A 16,269-nucleotide genomic window follows, 5' to 3' on the forward strand; every position below is an offset into this window, starting at 1 on the left:
GTAGAACCTAATCGAATATCTATATAACGGGTAATTTCTCTATCTGTTATCTATTTTGCAGATAAACATCTATGCCACGGCCCCAGGAGCGATCACCACAATCGGACCGCGCCCGGCGACACGCCCGTATCTGATTGGCGTACAGTACCTCTCCCCTGCGGCTTCCCAGGCACAATCCCGCAGCCCTTGACGCCTGGGGCTCAAAGCCCCGACGCCCCACACGCCGCCACCGGGCGCTGGCGTATCAGGGCCAGCAGCGCCCCGAGGGACAAGAGAACCAGTACCGCACCATAGCCGTCAGTAGTAGCGATCAGGCCGAAGCTGCGGGTCAGGTTGCCAGCCAACAACGCCGGCAGGCAAAAGGCCAGGTAGCTCAGCACATAAAACGCTGACATCAGGCCCGCACGCTCATGAGGCAGGGCCAGTGGTACCACACTGCGCAGCGCACCGAGAAAACCGGCGCCAAAGCCGCTGCCCAGCACCAAGGTGCCAAAGAAGAACAACAGCAGGCTGGCGCTATGCACCGCAGCAAGGATCAGCATCACTCCCGCCGCCAGCATCCCGGCGCCCAGGCGCAGCACCCTGTCTGCAGGATGCTGACGCAGGGAATAGATCATCAGTGCGCCGCTGAGTGTCAGCACCGCCACCAGGCCACCGCCGATCAGGTTCGAGGTAGAGCCGGTCGCCGCACGGACCAGCGAAGGCGCCAGCGACAGATAAAAGCCGCCCACCGCCCACACCGCCACGTCCACCGGCAAGGCCAGCCATAACGCGCGCCGCGCTTGCATCGGCACATGCAGCGTGGGTTTCAGCGACGCCCAGGCACCGGGTTGCGGGCTGACACTTTCCGGCAAGCGCCAGACATACCCGGCCTGGAGCACGAACACCCCGAGCAGCAGCCAGTAGCTCAATTGCAGCGGCCAGGGCGCAAACTCCACCAACAGGCTGGCCCCCATGGCTCCACAGGCCATGCCCAATAGCGGCGCAACGCTATTGACCAACGGCCCCTGCTGGCGATCGGTATCCAGCAGGGCCGCCCCCAGCACACTGGTGGCCATGCCGGTGGCAAAGCCTTGCATCACCCGCGCGGCAATCAGCCACTGCACTCCGCTTTCATTGATGAACAGCAACATCGCCAGGATATTGAGCAGTAAGGCGACAAAAATCACCGGTCGCCGCCCCAGGTGATCCGACAGCGACCCTACGGTCAGCAGAGCCGCCAGCAGGCTCATCGCGTAGACCCCGAATATCAGGGTCAGCACCGCCGGGGAAAAGTGCAGGTTTTCCTGATACAGGTGGTACAGCGGGGTCGGTACGCTGGAGGCAGCCAGAAAACTCAACAGGGTAATAGCCAGAAACACCAGACTGCGACGGTTGGACACGCAAGTGTCGATAGCACCAGACATAAGCTCGCTCCACTAAAGCTAATATTTTGCTTTTGTGCAGTGTGCTACCCGCCAATGCTTAAAGCAAATTCTTTGTGTTAAGGTGCCGCCCCATGGCTATCAAAGAAGGTTTGCGCCCAGGCGGCCGTAGCGCCCGGGTCCAGGAATCCATTCACACCGCGGTCCGCGAGCTCCTTGAAGAGCAGGATCGCTCGTCCCTCACCGTGCCGCAGATCGCCGCCCGAGCAGGCGTCACTCCGTCGACCATCTACCGGCGCTGGGGCGACCTGTCGGCCCTGCTGGCCGATGTCGCCCTGGAACGAATGCGCCCGGACAGCGAACCGGCCAATACCGGCAGCCTGCGCGGCGACCTGCGGGCCTGGGCCGAACAGTATCTGGACGAAATGAGCTCGGAGCCCGGGCGCAACATGATGCGCGATGTGCAATGCAGCGCGACCCCGGGCTATTGCGTGACCATCCTCAGCGGGCAGTTGCAGTGCATCCTCGAGCGCTATCAGGGCCACACGGAACACCTGCCGGACATCGACCGCCTGCTGAACCTGCTGGTAGCACCGACAGTGTTTCGCATCCTGTTCTCCGCCACGCCACTGCCGGTTCAGGAACTCCATGAACTGATCGAGATCGCTCTGCAGCCGTAGCCCTTCCCCGCCTCGGCTCAGCCCTGCGACATCAGGCCGCGCTGATACCTTGGTCGACACTGACGCCAATCCAACATCGTGCCAGACTGTCTGGCCGGGCTGAGGTGCCCGGTGTCTTTGTTCCGGAGTTTCCATGTCGTTGTCCAGCGGGCTGATCGCCGCCGTTGCCCTGGCCTATATGGCCATCATGTTCGCCATCGCCTTCTACGGTGACCGCCGCAGCGCGCCACTTCCGCCGCGGGTGCGGGCCTGGGTATACAGCCTGTCGCTGGCTGTCTACTGCACCAGCTGGACCTTCTTTGGCGCGGTGGGCCAGGCGGCCGAGCAGCTCTGGGCCTTCCTGCCGATCTACCTCGGCCCCATCCTGCTGCTGGTGTTCGCCCCCTGGGTGCTGCAGAAGATGGTGATGATCAGCAAGCAGGAGAACATCACCTCGATCGCCGACTTCATTGCTGCCCGCTATGGCAAATCCCAGTCGCTGGCGGTGGTGGTGGCACTGATCTGCCTGGTGGGGGTACTGCCCTACATCGCCCTGCAGCTCAAGGGCATCGTGCTTGGGGTCAACCTGCTGATCGGTGCCGGTGCAGACGCCATGGGCACCCGCGCCCAGGACACGGCGCTGATCGTGTCGCTGATCCTGGCCCTGTTCACCATCGTCTTCGGGACCCGCAACCTCGATGCCACCGAGCACCACCGCGGCATGGTACTGGCGATTGCCTTCGAATCCCTGGTCAAGCTGTTTGCCTTTCTCGCCGTCGGCGCCTTCGTCACCTTCGGCCTCTATGACGGCTTCGACGACCTGTTCAACCAGGCCATGCTGGCTCCGCGCCTGGAGCAGTACTGGAAGGAAACCATCAACTGGCCGTCGATGGTGGTGCAAACCGGGGTGGCGATGATGGCGATCATCTGCCTGCCGCGGCAGTTCCACGTCACCGTGGTGGAAAACATCGAACCCCAGGATCTGCGCCTGGCCAAATGGGTGTTCCCGGCGTACCTGGCCCTCGCCGCGCTGTTCGTGGTGCCCATCGCCCTCGCCGGGCAGATGCTCCTGCCCAGCAGCGTATTGCCGGACTCCTTCGTCATCAGTCTGCCCCTGGCCCAGGCCCACCCCGCCCTGGCTCTGCTGGCATTCATCGGCGGCGCCTCGGCGGCCACCGGCATGGTGATCGTCGCCAGCGTGGCACTGTCCACCATGGTCTCCAACGACATGCTGCTGCCCTGGCTGTTGCGCCACAAGAATGCCGAGCGGCCGTTCGAAGTATTCCGCCACTGGATGCTCTCGGTGCGCCGGGTGAGCATCGTGGTCATCCTGTTGCTGGCCTACGTCAGCTATCGCCTGCTGGGCTCCACCGCCAGCCTGGCCACCATCGGCCAGATCGCCTTCGCCGCCGTGACCCAACTGGCACCGGCCATGCTCGGCGCGCTGTACTGGAAACAGGCCAACCGCCGCGGTGTATTCGCGGGCCTGGCTGCCGGTACCTTCATCTGGTTCTACACCCTGATCCTGCCCATCGCCGCCCACAGCCTGGGCTGGTCCCTGAGCAGTTTCCCCGGCCTGGCCTGGCTGCACGGCAATCCGCTGAACCTGCCGATCACCCCGCTGACCCAAGGCGTAGTGCTGTCCCTGGCGGGCAACTTCACCCTGTTCGCCTGGGTTTCGGTGCTCTCGCGCACCCGAGTCTCCGAGCACTGGCAGGCCGGACGCTTCATCGGCCAGGAAATCAGCGGCCGCCTCAGCTCCCGCTCGATGCTGGCGGTACAGATCGACGACCTGCTGAAACTGGCCGCGCGTTTTGTCGGTGAGGAACGTGCGCGCCAGAGCTTCATCCGCTTCGCCTATCGTCAGGGCAAAGGCTTCAACCCGAACCAGAATGCCGACGGCGAGTGGATCGCCCATACCGAGCGCCTGCTGGCCGGTGTGCTCGGCGCCTCTTCCACCCGCGCGGTGGTCAAGGCCGCCATTGAAGGCCGGGAGATGCAGCTCGAAGACGTGGTGCGCATCGCCGACGAAGCCTCCGAGGTGCTGCAGTTCAACCGGGCCCTGCTGCAAGGGGCGATTGAAAACATTACCCAGGGCATCAGCGTGGTCGATCAGTCGCTGAAGCTGGTGGCCTGGAACCGCCGCTACCTGGAGCTGTTCAACTACCCCGATGGGCTGATCAGCGTGGGCCGGCCAATTGCCGACATCATTCGTCACAATGCCGAGCGCGGCCTGTGCGGACCTGGCGAGGCGGAAGTCCATGTGGCCCGGCGCCTGCACTGGATGCGCCAGGGTCGGGCTCATACGTCCGAGCGGCTGTTCCCCAATGGCCGGGTCATCGAACTGATCGGCAACCCCATGCCCGGCGGCGGCTTTGTCATGAGCTTCACCGACATCACCCCGTTCCGCGAAGCCGAGCAGGCCCTCACCGAGGCCAATGAAGGGCTGGAACAAAGAGTGGCTGAGCGTACCCACGAACTGTCGCAACTCAACGCAGCACTGACTGAGGCCAAGGGCACGGCGGAAGCGGCCAACCAGTCGAAGACGCGTTTTCTGGCCGCGGTCAGCCACGATCTGATGCAACCGCTGAACGCCGCGCGCCTGTTCTCCGCGGCCCTGTCCCACCAGGACGACGGCCTGTCCGCCGAAGCCCAGCAACTGGTGCAGCATCTGGACAGTTCGTTGCGCTCCGCCGAGGACCTGATCAGCGACCTGCTGGACATCTCGCGCCTGGAAAACGGCAAGATCACCCCTGATCGCAAGCCCTTTGCTCTCAACGAACTGTTCGACACCCTGGGAGCCGAATTCAAGGCCCTGGCCCAGGAACAGGGCTTGCAGTTCCGGGTGCGCGGCAGCCATCTGCGCATCGACAGCGACAGCAAGCTGCTACGTCGGGTGCTGCAGAACTTTCTGACCAATGCCTTCCGTTACGCCAAGGGCCCCGTTTTACTGGGAGTGCGCCGCCGTGGTGAAACGTTGAGCCTGGAAGTCTGGGACCGGGGGCCGGGCATTCCCCAGGACAAGCAGCAGGTGATCTTCGAGGAGTTCAAGCGCCTGGACAGCCACCAGACCCGCGCCGAGAAAGGCCTGGGCCTGGGCCTGGCGATTGCCGATGGCCTGTGCCGGGTGCTCGGCCATCCGTTGCAGGTACGTTCCTGGCCCGGCAAAGGCAGCGTATTCAGCGTCAGCGTACCCCTGGCCCGCAGCAGCGTGGTGGCTCCAGGCAAGGCAGCCGAGCTCAACGGCCAGTCCCTCAATGGCGGGCAAGTGCTCTGCGTCGATAATGAAGACAGCATTCTGATCGGCATGAACAGCCTGCTCACCCGCTGGGGCTGCCAGGTCTGGACCGCCCGCAACCGCGAGGAATGCGCGGCGCTGCTCAAAGAAGGCATCCGCCCGCAACTGGCCCTGGTGGACTACCACCTGGATAACGGCGAGACCGGAACCGAGGTCATGGCCTGGCTGCGCACGCAACTGGGCGAGCCGGTACCGGGGGTCGTGATCAGTGCCGATGGGCGCCCTGAAATGGTCGCCCAGGTCCATGCAGCGGGCCTGGACTATCTGGCCAAGCCGGTGAAGCCGGCGGCCTTGCGCGCCCTGCTGAGCCGGCACCTGCCCCTGGGCTGACGGGCCTTTGGCGGATTACTCCGGCAATTCCAGCTCGCGTCCTTCGGCGTCGGTCATGGCCCGCTCCAGCAAGTCCGCCGGCAAGCTCTTGCTGGCCCGGGCGCCAAGCAGCTTGAGCTGCTCGCTACGGCTGACCAGGTTGCCACGCCCTTCAGTCAGCTTGTTACGCGCAGCGGCGTAGGCCTTGTCCAGTTGTTGCAGGCGATTGCCCACTTCATCCAGGTCCTGGATAAACAGCACGAACTTGTCGTACAGCCAGCCGGCGCGCTCAGCGATCTCCCGGGCATTCTGGCTCTGGCGTTCCTGCTTCCACAGGCTGTCGATCACCCGCAAGGTGGCCAGCAACGTGGTTGGGCTGACGATCACGATATGCCGGTCAAAGGCTTCCTGGAACAGATTCGGCTCGGCCTGCAGAGCCGCGGAAAACGCTGCCTCGATGGGCACGAACAGCAGCACGAAATCGAGGCTGTGCAAGCCTTCAAGGCGCTTGTAATCCTTGCCGGCCAGACCTTTGACGTGATTGCGCAAGGACAGCACGTGCTGTTTCAGGGCCGCCTGGGCGACCTGCGGATCGTCGCTACCGACGTATTGCTGGTAAGCCGTGAGGCTGACCTTGGAATCCACTACCACCTGCTTGTCACCCGGCAACATGATCAGCACGTCAGGCTGGAAGCGCTCGCCATCCGGGCCCTTGAGGCTGACCTGAGTCTGATACTCGCGGCCCTTTTCCAGGCCGGCGTGCTCCAGCACTCGCTCCAGAATCAGCTCGCCCCAGTTGCCCTGAGTCTTCTGCCCCTTGAGGGCACGGGTCAGGTTGGTGGCCTCATCGCTCAGGCGCAGGTTCAGCTGTTGCAGGCGCTCCAGCTCCTTGGCCAGGGAGAAGCGCTCCCGGGCTTCGGCCTGATAGCTTTCCTCGACCCGCTTCTCGAAGGACTGGATGCGCTCCTTGAGCGGGTCCAGCAACTGCCCGAGGCGCTGCTGGCTGGTCTCGGCGAAGCGCTGTTCGCGCTCATCGAAGATCTTCCCCGCCAGCTCGGCGAACTGGGCGCGCAACTCATCCCGCGAGCCTTGCAGATCGGTCAGGCGCTGCTGGTGGCTGTCCTGCTGCTCACGAAGCTCGGCATTCAAGGACGCCGCCAGGGCATCCAGCCGGCGCAATTCGTTTTCTTTGGCGGCCCGTTCCAGGTTCCAGGCGTGGGCGGCATCACGGGCGTTATCGCGCTCGATCTGCAGCAATTCGACCTCGCGGCGCAGGGCTGCCAGGTCCGCCTGCTTCAGAGCATTGGCCTGGCTCAGGTCGCTGACTTCATCGCGGCTGGCATCCAACTGTGCTGCCAACCCCTCCTGGGCCAATTGGGCCGTGGCCAGGCGCTCTTCCAGCAGGCTCAGCTCAGTCTGGCTGGAACTGGCCCGGCGTTGCAGTTGCCAGGCCAGAACCAGTAGCGGCAGCGCCGCTCCCGCCAGGCCAAGCAGCAAGCTGGTCAAGTCCATAGCCATAGCGATTCCTGCCGTAGAAAGAAGAAATGAAGGTTAACCAAGCGTCCGAGTGTTGGACAGCTCAGTCTTCGATCCGGCCCAGCTCCAGTTGCGCACGGCGGTCGCCGGCACGGGCAGCCTGGCGCAACAGGTCATGGCCGATGCGACGATCACGGGCGTTGCCGCATTCGCGGCACATCAACTGGCCCAGGCGACTCTGCGCCGCGACCACGCCTTCCCGGGCCGGCTGCTTGAGCAGGCGTCCAGCAAAATGCTTGACGTTGGGGTTGTGACCAAGGCGCGGGCTGTCCAACAGCCAGAGAGCAACGCGCAGGGAAAACCGCTTGGGTTCGGTAACACTGGCAGGGGTCGCGGTAACAGAAGGTGATACGGAGCGAAACTTCATAAAGCACTGTGGGGCAGATCGAAAGGCGCGCCACTCTACTCCTTTTTTCGCCCGGGTAAAGCCTAAAAGAGCCAGTACGCCCGTCCTAGAGCAAGCGCTTGGGACAATCCACAGAAGCTGTGGATAACTCAGTGGACAACCCCTCCACAACCCTCCCAAAGCCCCATGAGACGGGCCTTGCAGTCAAACTGACGATTTTTTCACCAGTAAAAAAAAGCGATGTTTATCATTGACTTAAATTCTCGAGACAGGCTAAGGGGCGGGCGTCGGGGAAGGTGACAACGGGGTGACACGCTGCGCAACAAGTGTGCACAACCTTGCGCAGATTAACGCCGGTAACGCACTGTTTTCGTACACGCCACAACAGCAACGGTTACACAGCTGATGCTTGAGCCTCTGGCCTCTTCTGAAAGTTTTTTCCTAGCACACTTGCATTATGTCGTTCAACCAAATAGAATCCTCGCCGTTAGTACCAAGCTGAAAGTCAATTCTGGTCGAACAAGTCCCATCGACAGCGTCTCCAACCGAGCACAACGTCGAACACCAAGGACCGACCACCTCGATGGTTTCCAGGTAAAGCTCACCCTCCCGCCCTTGATACGAATTCAACGGCAGTGCTCGAGCCATTTACTCTGACCGAACCAACCTGCAAATTGATCAGGATCTCCACCCTGGGCCCCGAACCTTTGCCCTTGCTGTGTTGCCTGCCCTCCTAAGTACCTACCTGCCAGCCCTAGCGCAACCAATCAACGCGCTGCAACTGGCTGCTTTGTTCCAGTCAGGTTCTTCGTTTGACCAATGCTGGTCGACGTTTACTGGAACGTTTTAACGTTGCACGGTTCTTAACCGTGTCATTTGTAGGAACACCTAATAATTATGTCTACTCAAATCCAGACTCAGGATGCCATTCGCACCCTAACCCACGCCTTTGCACCGTTGAACTGCCTGATCATGGCCGCTCGCAAAGGTTGCTTCAGCTTCACCCTGGTCAACGAACATGGGATCGCCCGTCACAGCGAACGCCTGTATCCCGACCAGTATTCCAGCGCCGAACCGCTGCAGGCAGTGATCGAACGTGCGCGCCAGGCCCTGGTTGCCTGATACGCCGAACTGCTGAAAACCCTGAAAAGCCTCGCCTGATCGCGGGGCTTTTTATTGCCTGCAATTCGCCCATTTACCCTACAGAGAAAAGTACCAATCGATATAAGGCTTATAACAAGAGGACGGAAATATTTTAAAAACAGTCCTTTACAGCACAGATATGACACTACACTTCAACTCAAGCGGCCTGAACCGCTTCCGGCAAACCTGATCCTTTTTTGCTGCCAAGCGCCCTTCAGGTTTCGCCGGCCATTTCACGCTTCGAGGGCTTTATGGGTATCGCCGCCAGCGAGTTGTGCCGCTATGTGATCCGCCCGACGCTGATGTACCTGGGCAGCCATAGCAAAACCGCTGAAGTCCTGCTGCTGGGCATTGCCGCCAGCCAATCGGCGCTGGGCTCAGCCCTGCACGATCGTCGTGGCCACGGCCTCTACCGCATCACCGAATTGCGCCATCAAGCCCTCTGGGACCAGTACCTGGCACTGGATCCGGAACGGGCCAGCCTGGTTCGCGGGCTCGCCAGCCAGCATGCGTTCCTCAGCGGGCCGCACCTGGAACTGACCGTCAACCTGCGTTACGCCACCGCCATTGCCTGGTTGCTGGTGGAAGAACAACACACGCCGCTCCCCGCTGCCGACGACCTGCTCGGCATGGCCCGCATCTGGAGGAAGACCTTTCAACCACAAGGACGTTTAAGAGATTTCGCCTGCGCCTGGCAGACCTGCATTGCACCGTTAAACCAGGTCGCCTGCTGACAACGACTTTTGCAAAATCGGAGAAAGAAGCCGATTTTGGTCGGATTGTCCTACAAAACCGCTCTAAATCAACTGTTGCAGCCTATAGCGCCGAGATCGAAATGTTGGTAATTTTCGCCTCGGTGATCACCAGGAGTTCTAATAATGAAAAAAGTAATGCTCAAATCCACCATAAGTCTCGCGGTTGCACTTGCCTCTACCCAACTTTTCGCCAGCGGTTTTGCTCTTAACGAACAAAGCATCAGCGGCATGGGTACCGGCTTCGCGGGTCGTTCCTCTTCTGCCGAAGATGCCAGCACCGTTTACGGTAACCCTGCCGGCATGTCCCTGCTGCAACGTGACCAGGTAACTGTCGGCGTTGCGGCAATCGATGCCAAGACCAACCTGAAAAACGTCAAGGGCGGCCCACCCGGCGGCACCAGCGACGGCGACATGGTTCCGTTCACCAGCGTTCCTATGGGGTTCTTCGTCAAACAACTGGGCAACGGCTGGGCATTGGGTCTGGGCGCCTATGCCCCCTTCGGCCTGGTTACCAACTATGAGTCGACTTCTGCCAGCCGCTATTACGGCGACAAGAGCGTAGTCAAGGTCGTCACCCTGCAACCGACCGTCAGCTATGCCTTCAATGACATGGTGTCGATCGGCTTCGGCCCGACCATCAACCGCCTAAGCGGTGAACTAACTTCCGCGACTCCGTTTCCAAACCCTGCGCTCTTCGGCCGCAATGATGGCAGCGTGAAGATCAAGGGTGACGATACCGCCATCGGCTACAACGTCGGCATCATCGTCCAGCCTACCGACACTACTCGCCTGGGCCTGACCTACCACTCGAAGGTCAAGTACAAGCTGGAAGGCCACACCAACATCGCCGGCCCGGGCTTCGGTCCGTTCAATGGCGGCCGTTACGACGCCTCGCTGGACATCACTACTCCGGAAGTCGTCGACTTCTCTGTCACCCAGAAACTGGATGACCAGTGGACCGTCTACGCAGGTAGCACCTGGACTCGCTGGAGCCGCCTGAAAGACATCACCGTCAACAACGAAGGTGTTCCTGCCCTGCTTGGCGGTTCCAGGGGCCCGATCGGCACCATCACCGAGCCACAGAACTGGCACGACACCTGGGCCTCGGCTGTTGGTGTTTCCTACAAGGTCAACAAAGAGTGGGTTCTGCGCAGCGGCCTCTCGGTTGACCAGGCGCCAACCAACAACACCGACCGTTCCGTACGTATCCCTACCGGTGACCGTAAGGCCATCAGCTTCGGTGCCGGCTACAGCCCGACTGAAGACCTGACTCTGGACCTGGCGGTTTCCTACCTGAAGGAAGAAGACGTCAACGTCAACAGAACCGGCAAAGGCAATGCCTACAGCGCTACTTACCAGAACAGCGCATGGGGCTACGGCCTGGGCGCCACCTACAAGTTCTAACGAACTCTAGGCCGCGCAGTTTCAAACCAATAAAAAACCCGCAGATGCGGGTTTTTTATTGGCTAATGAATAGGCTTTCTCAGGATTTCGACGCCAATGCCTTCTCCACCGCTTCGATGAATTCCGGATTGTCCGGTTTGGTCAGGCTGGAAAAGTTGGCAATCACATTGCCCTGGCGATCCACCACGTATTTATAGAAATTCCACTTCGGCGCGCTACTCTGCTGCGCCAGCACCTTGAACAGGTGCACCGCATCCGCCCCCCGAACCTTCTGTGGCTCGGTCATGGTGAAGGTCACGCCGTAATTGACGTAGCAGACCTTGGCAGTCTCCGCGCCATCCTTGGACTCTTGCTTGAAGTCATTGGAGGGCACGCCCACCACTTCCAGCCCTTGATCCTTGTAACGCTGGTACAGCGCCTCAAGGCCTTTGAATTGCGGAGCAAACCCGCAGAAGCTCGCCGTATTGACCACCACCAGCGGCTTGCCGGCAAAGCGCTGGCACAAGTCGATGGATTCCTTGGCGTGCAATTTGGGCAAGGAACCCTGCAACAGGGGCGGACAGTCCGCCGCCCATGCCGAGCCGGCCAAGGTCGCGAGTAAAGCTGGAACCGCAAACCAGCGCATAGCCATGTCCAGAATCCTTGTCAAAGTGTCGGGCTACGACGTTACTCGCCCCCTCGCTCCCCTAGCAAGCGCCCATGCCCAGCTGCATCAGCGCCAGGCCGCCCCGGTGCCAGCCCCACCAGGCCAGCAGCAACAATAGAATGCCGAGGCCCAGGCCGGCACCGCGCAGCAGCCAGCGGTTCATGCCGCGCTGGCCTGCAAACGCGCCACCGGCCGCTCGCGCACCGGCCAGTTCAGTGCCGCAGCCAACAGACTAAGGAGAATCGCCACCTGCCAGATCAAGTCGTAGCTCCCGGTACGGTCATACACCACGCCCCCCAGCCAACCACCAAGGAAAGACCCCAATTGGTGGAACAGGAACACAATGCCGCCGAGCATGGACAGGTTGCGCACGCCAAACAAGGTGGCCACGGTGCCGTTGGTCAAAGGCACGGTGGACAGCCAGAGAAAGCCCATGGCCATGCCGAACAGATAGGCGCTGGCCTGAGTCACCGGCAACCACAGGAACAGCCCGATCACCACCGCCCGTAGCAGATACAGGCCCGTCAGCAGGCGCGGCTTGGACATCCGCCCACCCAGCCAGCCGGCGGTATAGGTACCAAAGATATTGAACAGGCCAATCAGGGCCAGCACCGTGGTGCCCACGGTCGCCGGCAAGTGCTGGTCCACCAGATAAGCCGGCAAGTGCACGCCGATGAACACCACCTGGAAGCCACAGACGAAAAAGCCGAATGCCAACAGCCAGAACCCTGAATGGGAACAGGCTTCACGCAAGGCCTCCATGAGGCTCTGCTCATGCCCCAGCGCCGGCAGCGGTTTGTCCTTGAGCATGCTCACCAATGGCACGATCAAGGCCACCAGCAAGCCCAGCACCAGCAGCGCCGTAGACCAGCCCAGCCAGCCGATCAGCCCCAGGGTTCCGGGGAGCATGGCAAATTGGCCGAAGGAACCTGCCGCACTGGCAATCCCCATGCCCATGCTGCGTTTTTCCGGCGGCAAGGCGCGGCCGACAACACCGAGAATTACCGAGAAGGACGTACCCGACAGACCTATGCCGATCAGCAGCCCGGCACTCAGGGACAGGGTCAGGGCCGAATCCGACAGCCCCATGAACACCAGCCCGACCGCGTACAGCACGCCACCCACCAGTACCACTTTCGCCGCACCAAAACGATCGGCCAAGGCTCCGGTAAAAGGCTGGGCCAGCCCCCAGATCAGGTTCTGCAGGGCAATGGCGAAGGCGAAGACTTCGCGCCCCCAGCCAAACTGCGCGCTCATGGGCGGCAGGAACAGGCCGAAGCCATGCCGGATCCCCAGCGACAAGGCCAGGATCAATGCGCTGCCGAGAAGCACCCAGCCGCTGGTACGCCACATCGATGACATTTTTATTCTCCAGTTACGGGTATGTACCCGCTTATAGTCGAACGAAAGGCGCTCAAGACAGTTCGTTCAGCAAGGCCAACAAGGTTTCACGCTTTTCCACACCCAGGCGATCGATCAACCGCTGCTGAGCCGCTTCCCACGCAGGCAAGGCCGCCACCAGCCGCTCATGCCCGGCCTCGGTCAACAGCACCAGCCGGTTTCGCTGATCGTCGCCTTCCTGCAGGCGCACCAGCCCTGCTGCTTCCAGGACCCGCACATTGCGCCCGAGCGTGCTGCGATCCAGCCCCATGGCTTCCGCCAGGCTGGAAATGCTTGGCTGATCAAGGCGCAACAGGTTGTTCAGCAGAGAATACTGGGCAACGTTGATCCCGAAGCCATCAAGGGCGCCGTCGTAGTACCTGCTGACGCCACGGGCGGCGCGACGCAGGTTGGTGCACAAACACTGAGAGGGAAGCATGATGCGTGTATATACCCGTGATTATTCCAAGGCAAGATTTTTCATGAAAATCGTCAATCCCGTGCTCCACTCAAAGCAGCGCCACCCCGAGCAATACGGCAGTTTCCAACAGTTCAAGCACAGCCCCGGCAGTGTCTCCAGTGGTACCACCCAGGCGCCGCATCATCACTTGCCGCAGCCAGAAGAACAGCACAGCGGCCAGCAGCACTGCCCATAACCCGCTGTAGCCCCCCAGCAGCAAACAGGCCAGCACGCTCAAGCCCAGCACTTGCCGCCCGGCCACACGTGGCAGGTGGTCAGCCAGCGCCTGCCCCAGCCCACCGGCACGCACATAAGGCGTGCAGAGAAACAGGCCCAGCAATGCCCCGCGACCGATCAGCGGCGCCAGCAACAAGGCAAAGCCCTGCTGTTGTTCGATCAGCGCCACCAGGGCGGTGAACTTGAGCAGCAGCACCAGCACCAGGGTCACCACGGCGATCGGACCACTACGGGGGTCCTTCATGATGCTCAGGGTCCGCTCTCGATCGCCAAAGCCTCCCAGCCAGGCATCGGCACTGTCCGCCAGGCCATCCAGGTGCAGACCACCGCTGAGCAGGACCCAGGCGGTCAACAGCAAGGCCGCATGCAGCAACAGGGGAACACCGCCCAGCATGGCATTCAGCACCCACAACAGCACGCCGAACAGCAGCCCCACCAACGGATAGAACAACAGCGAGCGGCCCAGCTCTTCAGGCCGAGGCATGCCCGGCAGGCGGACCGGCAGGCTGCTGAGAAACTGCAAGGCAATCCAGAACGGCAACATCTCAGCCCTCCTCGCTCATCCGGCCTTCGCTGGCGACCTGCAGACGAAACAGCGCGCCATGACCCACTTCAACGTTCAACAACTGCTGGCGCGGCAGCCCTCGAGCCCGGGCCAGCAGCAGGCGCATGACCCCGCCATGGCTGACCAGCAGCACACGCTGCCCGGCGCAGGCCTGGTACAAGCGCTCTATCGCCCCCAGCACCCGCAGGGAGAACAGCTCTACCGGCTCGCCCCCAGGCGGGGTGAATGCATAGGGATCGGCCCAGAAACGCCCCAGATCATCGGCGTCGGTTTCCATCAGCGCCGCCGCGCTCTGCCCTTCCCAGGCACCAAAGTGCAGTTCCTGAAGATCAGGCTCGAGGCTCAGCGGCAACTGCAACCGCTCCGCCAGCTCTTGGGCGAAACGCGCACAGCGCTGCAATGGCGAACTCAGTACCCGGTCCCAGGGGCCCCGCCCCTGGACGGCTTCGCGCATCTGTTGCCAGCCCGTTGCAGTCAACGCATCGTCCAGGCTGCCGCGCAGGCCACCACCCAGTTCGGTTTCACCGTGGCGCAACAGGTCCAGGTACAAGGTCATGCCGGACGATCCGCCACCGCTGCTTCGGCGAAAGTCGCCATCTGCCCGTGCAGGTCACAGGCCAGCCGCAGCAACGGCACTGCCAGGGCGGCGCCGCTGCCTTCACCCAAGCGCAGGCCCAGGTCCAGCAAGGGTTCGGCTTGCAGGGTCTGCAGCACATGCCGGTGCCCGGGCTCGGCGCCCTGGTGGGCGAACAGCAACCAGGGCGCGCAGGCCGGATTCAGACGCACCGCCACCAACGCGGCGACGCTGCAGATGAAACCGTCCACCAGCACCGCAATGCCCTCCTGGGCACACGCCAGGTAAGCCCCCACCAGCGCCGCCACTTCAAAGCCACCCAGGTTGAACAAGGTCTGCAAGGCATCGCCGCGAGAGGCATCGTGCAGCGCCAGGGCACGCTCGATAACCTGCGCCTTGTGATTGACCCCCTCGGCATTCAGGCCGGTGCCCGGCCCGGCCAGTTGTGCCACTGGAATACCCAGCAGGGCACAGGCAATGGCACTGGCTGCGGTGGTATTGCCGATGCCCATTTCACCGCCGATAAACAGCTGGGCGCCGTCGGCATGAGCCCGCAGCGCGCTGTCGCGGCCGGCTTGCAGGGCCTGCTCGCCCTGTGCAGGGGTCATCGCCGGCTCCTGGACAAAATTCTGCGTGCCGGCCCCCAGGTTCAGGTGGCGCACCCCCGGCAGGTTCAAGCCTGGCGTCACTGTGCCCAGATCCACCACCTCCAGTTGCGCCTGCAGTTGCCGGGCCAGCACGCTGATGGCCGCTCCGCCGCTGACGAAGTTCAACAACATCTGCCCGGTGACTTCCTGCGGGTAGGCGGAAACGCCCTCGGCCACCACCCCATGGTCACCGGCGAAGATGGCGATCCATAGCCGCTCGATGCCGGGCTTGAGCCGTCCTTGCAGGCCCGCCAGGCGTACCGCCAGTGGCTCCAGGCGCCCGAGAGAGCCGGCCGGCTTGGTCAGTTGCTGCTGACGCGCCAGGGCCTGCTCGACCATCTGGGTGTCGATTGCCTTGCAGGGTTCCAGCCACCAAGAGTTACTCATAACGCAGTTCCTTTCAAAGTCAGGGGCAGGCCGGCGACCGTCAGCACCACTCGCTGACAACGCTCGGCCAGGGCTTGATGCAGCCAACCGGCTTCATCCACATAGCGGCGAGTCAATTCGCCCAGCGGCACGACACCCATTCCGGTTTCGTTGCTGACAAAAATGATCTCCCCCGGCAAGCTCGCCACGCAATGCAACAAGGCCTCGCGTTCGGCGGCCAGGCGCTCGGGGTCCTCGAGCATCAGCAGGTTGGTCAACCACAGGGTCAGGCAGTCCACCAGCAGGCAGCGCCCTTCGCCGGCAGATTCCTGCAGCACCCGGGCCAGCTCCAGCGGCTCCTCGATCAAGCCCCAATGGGCCGGACGCCGATCGCGATGATGGGCAATGCGTTGATTCATCTCGCCATCCAGAGGCTGGCTGGTGGCGATGTAGGTCACCGCCAGGGCGCTGTCACCGGCGAGCTTTTCAGCGAGGCGGCTCTTGCCGGACCGGGCACCGCCGAGGATCAGTTGCAACATGCTTGGGCACCTCTGATAGGGAAGACGGCCTGGGTTGAGCG

16 protein-coding genes are annotated in these 16,269 nt (G+C 62.2%); 5 read left to right on the plus strand and 11 right to left on the minus strand.

Going from position 1 to position 16,269, the window contains the following annotated elements; all coding sequences use genetic code 11:
* Positions 1 to 200 precede the first annotated feature (200 nt).
* Positions 201 to 1,406 (minus strand): MFS transporter, encoded by a 1,206-nt coding sequence (locus PFLCHA0_RS22400; RefSeq protein WP_015636624.1) that lies wholly within the window; start codon positions 1,404 to 1,406, stop codon positions 201 to 203.
* Positions 1,407 to 1,498: 92 nt separating this feature from the next.
* On the opposite strand from PFLCHA0_RS22400, the gene PFLCHA0_RS22405 reads away from it, so the two are divergent.
* Both PFLCHA0_RS22405 and PFLCHA0_RS22410 read left to right on the plus strand, forming a co-directional pair.
* The gene (locus PFLCHA0_RS22405) at positions 1,499 to 2,044 is read left to right on the plus strand and encodes a TetR/AcrR family transcriptional regulator (protein ID WP_015636625.1); all 546 of its coding nucleotides are present in this window, start codon (positions 1,499 to 1,501) and stop codon (positions 2,042 to 2,044) included.
* 133 nt (positions 2,045 to 2,177) lie between these two features.
* Positions 2,178 to 5,651 carry a hybrid sensor histidine kinase/response regulator gene (locus PFLCHA0_RS22410; RefSeq protein WP_011062677.1) on the plus strand — a complete coding sequence of 1,158 codons (3,474 nt, stop codon included), beginning with the start codon at positions 2,178 to 2,180 and terminating at the stop codon, positions 5,649 to 5,651.
* Positions 5,652 to 5,666: 15 nt separating this feature from the next.
* Here PFLCHA0_RS22410 and PFLCHA0_RS22415 read toward each other — a convergent pair whose 3' ends face one another.
* Together PFLCHA0_RS22415 and PFLCHA0_RS22420 are read right to left on the minus strand one after the other, a co-directional pair.
* The gene (locus PFLCHA0_RS22415) at positions 5,667 to 7,034 is read right to left on the minus strand and encodes a DNA recombination protein RmuC (RefSeq protein ID WP_162865008.1); all 1,368 of its coding nucleotides are present in this window, start codon (positions 7,032 to 7,034) and stop codon (positions 5,667 to 5,669) included.
* Positions 7,035 to 7,209: 175 nt separating this feature from the next.
* Positions 7,210 to 7,533 carry an SEL1-like repeat protein gene (locus PFLCHA0_RS22420; protein ID WP_011062679.1) on the minus strand — a complete coding sequence of 108 codons (324 nt, stop codon included), beginning with the start codon at positions 7,531 to 7,533 and terminating at the stop codon, positions 7,210 to 7,212.
* Between the two features lie 876 nt (positions 7,534 to 8,409).
* Here PFLCHA0_RS22420 and PFLCHA0_RS22425 point away from each other — a divergent pair.
* From PFLCHA0_RS22425 to PFLCHA0_RS22435, 3 genes are all read left to right on the plus strand, one after another.
* Complete coding sequence (locus PFLCHA0_RS22425; RefSeq protein ID WP_011062680.1) at positions 8,410 to 8,634, plus strand: hypothetical protein; 225 nt, start codon at positions 8,410 to 8,412, stop codon at positions 8,632 to 8,634.
* Positions 8,635 to 8,906: 272 nt separating this feature from the next.
* Complete coding sequence (locus PFLCHA0_RS22430) at positions 8,907 to 9,389, plus strand: hypothetical protein (protein ID WP_015636627.1); 483 nt, start codon at positions 8,907 to 8,909, stop codon at positions 9,387 to 9,389.
* A gap of 144 nt (positions 9,390 to 9,533) precedes the next feature.
* Complete coding sequence (locus PFLCHA0_RS22435) at positions 9,534 to 10,814, plus strand: OmpP1/FadL family transporter (protein WP_011062682.1); 1,281 nt, start codon at positions 9,534 to 9,536, stop codon at positions 10,812 to 10,814.
* 79 nt (positions 10,815 to 10,893) lie between these two features.
* Here PFLCHA0_RS22435 and PFLCHA0_RS22440 read toward each other — a convergent pair whose 3' ends face one another.
* The 8 genes from PFLCHA0_RS22440 to cobU all read right to left on the minus strand — a co-directional run bounded on the left by PFLCHA0_RS22440 (position 10,894) and on the right by cobU (position 16,228).
* Positions 10,894 to 11,445, minus strand: coding sequence for a glutathione peroxidase (locus PFLCHA0_RS22440; RefSeq protein WP_015636628.1), 552 nt, complete (start codon positions 11,443 to 11,445; stop codon positions 10,894 to 10,896).
* 55 nt (positions 11,446 to 11,500) lie between these two features.
* Positions 11,501 to 11,623, minus strand: a complete 123-nt coding sequence (locus tag PFLCHA0_RS32110) for a hypothetical protein (RefSeq protein WP_015636629.1) — start codon at positions 11,621 to 11,623, stop codon at positions 11,501 to 11,503.
* Complete coding sequence (locus PFLCHA0_RS22445) at positions 11,620 to 12,822, minus strand: MFS transporter (protein ID WP_015636630.1); 1,203 nt, start codon at positions 12,820 to 12,822, stop codon at positions 11,620 to 11,622. The genes PFLCHA0_RS32110 and PFLCHA0_RS22445 overlap by 4 nt, the downstream gene beginning before the upstream one ends.
* A 52-nt stretch (positions 12,823 to 12,874) precedes the next feature.
* Positions 12,875 to 13,279, minus strand: coding sequence for a MarR family winged helix-turn-helix transcriptional regulator (locus tag PFLCHA0_RS22450; protein WP_015636631.1), 405 nt, complete (start codon positions 13,277 to 13,279; stop codon positions 12,875 to 12,877).
* A 70-nt stretch (positions 13,280 to 13,349) separates the two neighbouring features.
* Entirely contained in the window at positions 13,350 to 14,081 is a 732-nt protein-coding gene (locus tag PFLCHA0_RS22455; RefSeq protein WP_015636632.1) for an adenosylcobinamide-GDP ribazoletransferase, read from the minus strand.
* Between the two features lies 1 nt (position 14,082).
* Positions 14,083 to 14,658, minus strand: coding sequence for an alpha-ribazole phosphatase family protein (gene cobC / locus PFLCHA0_RS22460; RefSeq protein ID WP_015636633.1), 576 nt, complete (start codon positions 14,656 to 14,658; stop codon positions 14,083 to 14,085).
* Positions 14,655 to 15,710, minus strand: coding sequence for a nicotinate-nucleotide--dimethylbenzimidazole phosphoribosyltransferase (gene cobT, locus PFLCHA0_RS22465; protein WP_015636634.1), 1,056 nt, complete (start codon positions 15,708 to 15,710; stop codon positions 14,655 to 14,657). Before cobT ends, cobC begins: the two co-directional genes overlap by 4 nt.
* A complete protein-coding gene (cobU, locus tag PFLCHA0_RS22470) occupies positions 15,707 to 16,228 on the minus strand; it encodes a bifunctional adenosylcobinamide kinase/adenosylcobinamide-phosphate guanylyltransferase (protein ID WP_015636635.1) in 522 nt (173 codons plus the stop codon). The genes cobT and cobU overlap by 4 nt, the downstream gene beginning before the upstream one ends.
* Between the last annotated feature and the right edge of the window lie 41 nt (positions 16,229 to 16,269).

Source organism: Pseudomonas protegens CHA0 (assembly GCF_000397205.1).
Lineage (GTDB): Bacteria > Pseudomonadota > Gammaproteobacteria > Pseudomonadales > Pseudomonadaceae > Aquipseudomonas > Aquipseudomonas protegens.

Bases quoted from the DNA above. Each gene is read 5' to 3' on its own strand.
- PFLCHA0_RS22400 (WP_015636624.1), bottom strand. From the start codon at position 1,406: ATGTCTGGTGCTATCGACACTTGCGTGTCCAACCGTCGCAGTCTGGTG.
- PFLCHA0_RS22405 (WP_015636625.1), top strand. From the start codon at position 1,499: ATGGCTATCAAAGAAGGTTTGCGCCCAGGCGGCCGTAGCGCCCGGGTC.
- PFLCHA0_RS22410 (WP_011062677.1), top strand. From the start codon at position 2,178: ATGTCGTTGTCCAGCGGGCTGATCGCCGCCGTTGCCCTGGCCTATATG.
- PFLCHA0_RS22420 (WP_011062679.1), bottom strand. From the start codon at position 7,533: ATGAAGTTTCGCTCCGTATCACCTTCTGTTACCGCGACCCCTGCCAGT.
- PFLCHA0_RS22425 (WP_011062680.1), top strand. From the start codon at position 8,410: ATGTCTACTCAAATCCAGACTCAGGATGCCATTCGCACCCTAACCCAC.
- PFLCHA0_RS22430 (WP_015636627.1), top strand. From the start codon at position 8,907: ATGGGTATCGCCGCCAGCGAGTTGTGCCGCTATGTGATCCGCCCGACG.
- PFLCHA0_RS22435 (WP_011062682.1), top strand. From the start codon at position 9,534: ATGAAAAAAGTAATGCTCAAATCCACCATAAGTCTCGCGGTTGCACTT.
- PFLCHA0_RS22440 (WP_015636628.1), bottom strand. From the start codon at position 11,445: ATGGCTATGCGCTGGTTTGCGGTTCCAGCTTTACTCGCGACCTTGGCC.
- PFLCHA0_RS32110 (WP_015636629.1), bottom strand. From the start codon at position 11,623: ATGAACCGCTGGCTGCTGCGCGGTGCCGGCCTGGGCCTCGGCATTCTA.
- PFLCHA0_RS22445 (WP_015636630.1), bottom strand. From the start codon at position 12,822: ATGTCATCGATGTGGCGTACCAGCGGCTGGGTGCTTCTCGGCAGCGCA.
- PFLCHA0_RS22450 (WP_015636631.1), bottom strand. From the start codon at position 13,279: ATGCTTCCCTCTCAGTGTTTGTGCACCAACCTGCGTCGCGCCGCCCGT.
- PFLCHA0_RS22455 (WP_015636632.1), bottom strand. From the start codon at position 14,081: ATGTTGCCGTTCTGGATTGCCTTGCAGTTTCTCAGCAGCCTGCCGGTC.
- cobC (WP_015636633.1), bottom strand. From the start codon at position 14,658: ATGACCTTGTACCTGGACCTGTTGCGCCACGGTGAAACCGAACTGGGT.
- cobT (WP_015636634.1), bottom strand. From the start codon at position 15,710: ATGAGTAACTCTTGGTGGCTGGAACCCTGCAAGGCAATCGACACCCAG.
- cobU (WP_015636635.1), bottom strand. From the start codon at position 16,228: ATGTTGCAACTGATCCTCGGCGGTGCCCGGTCCGGCAAGAGCCGCCTC.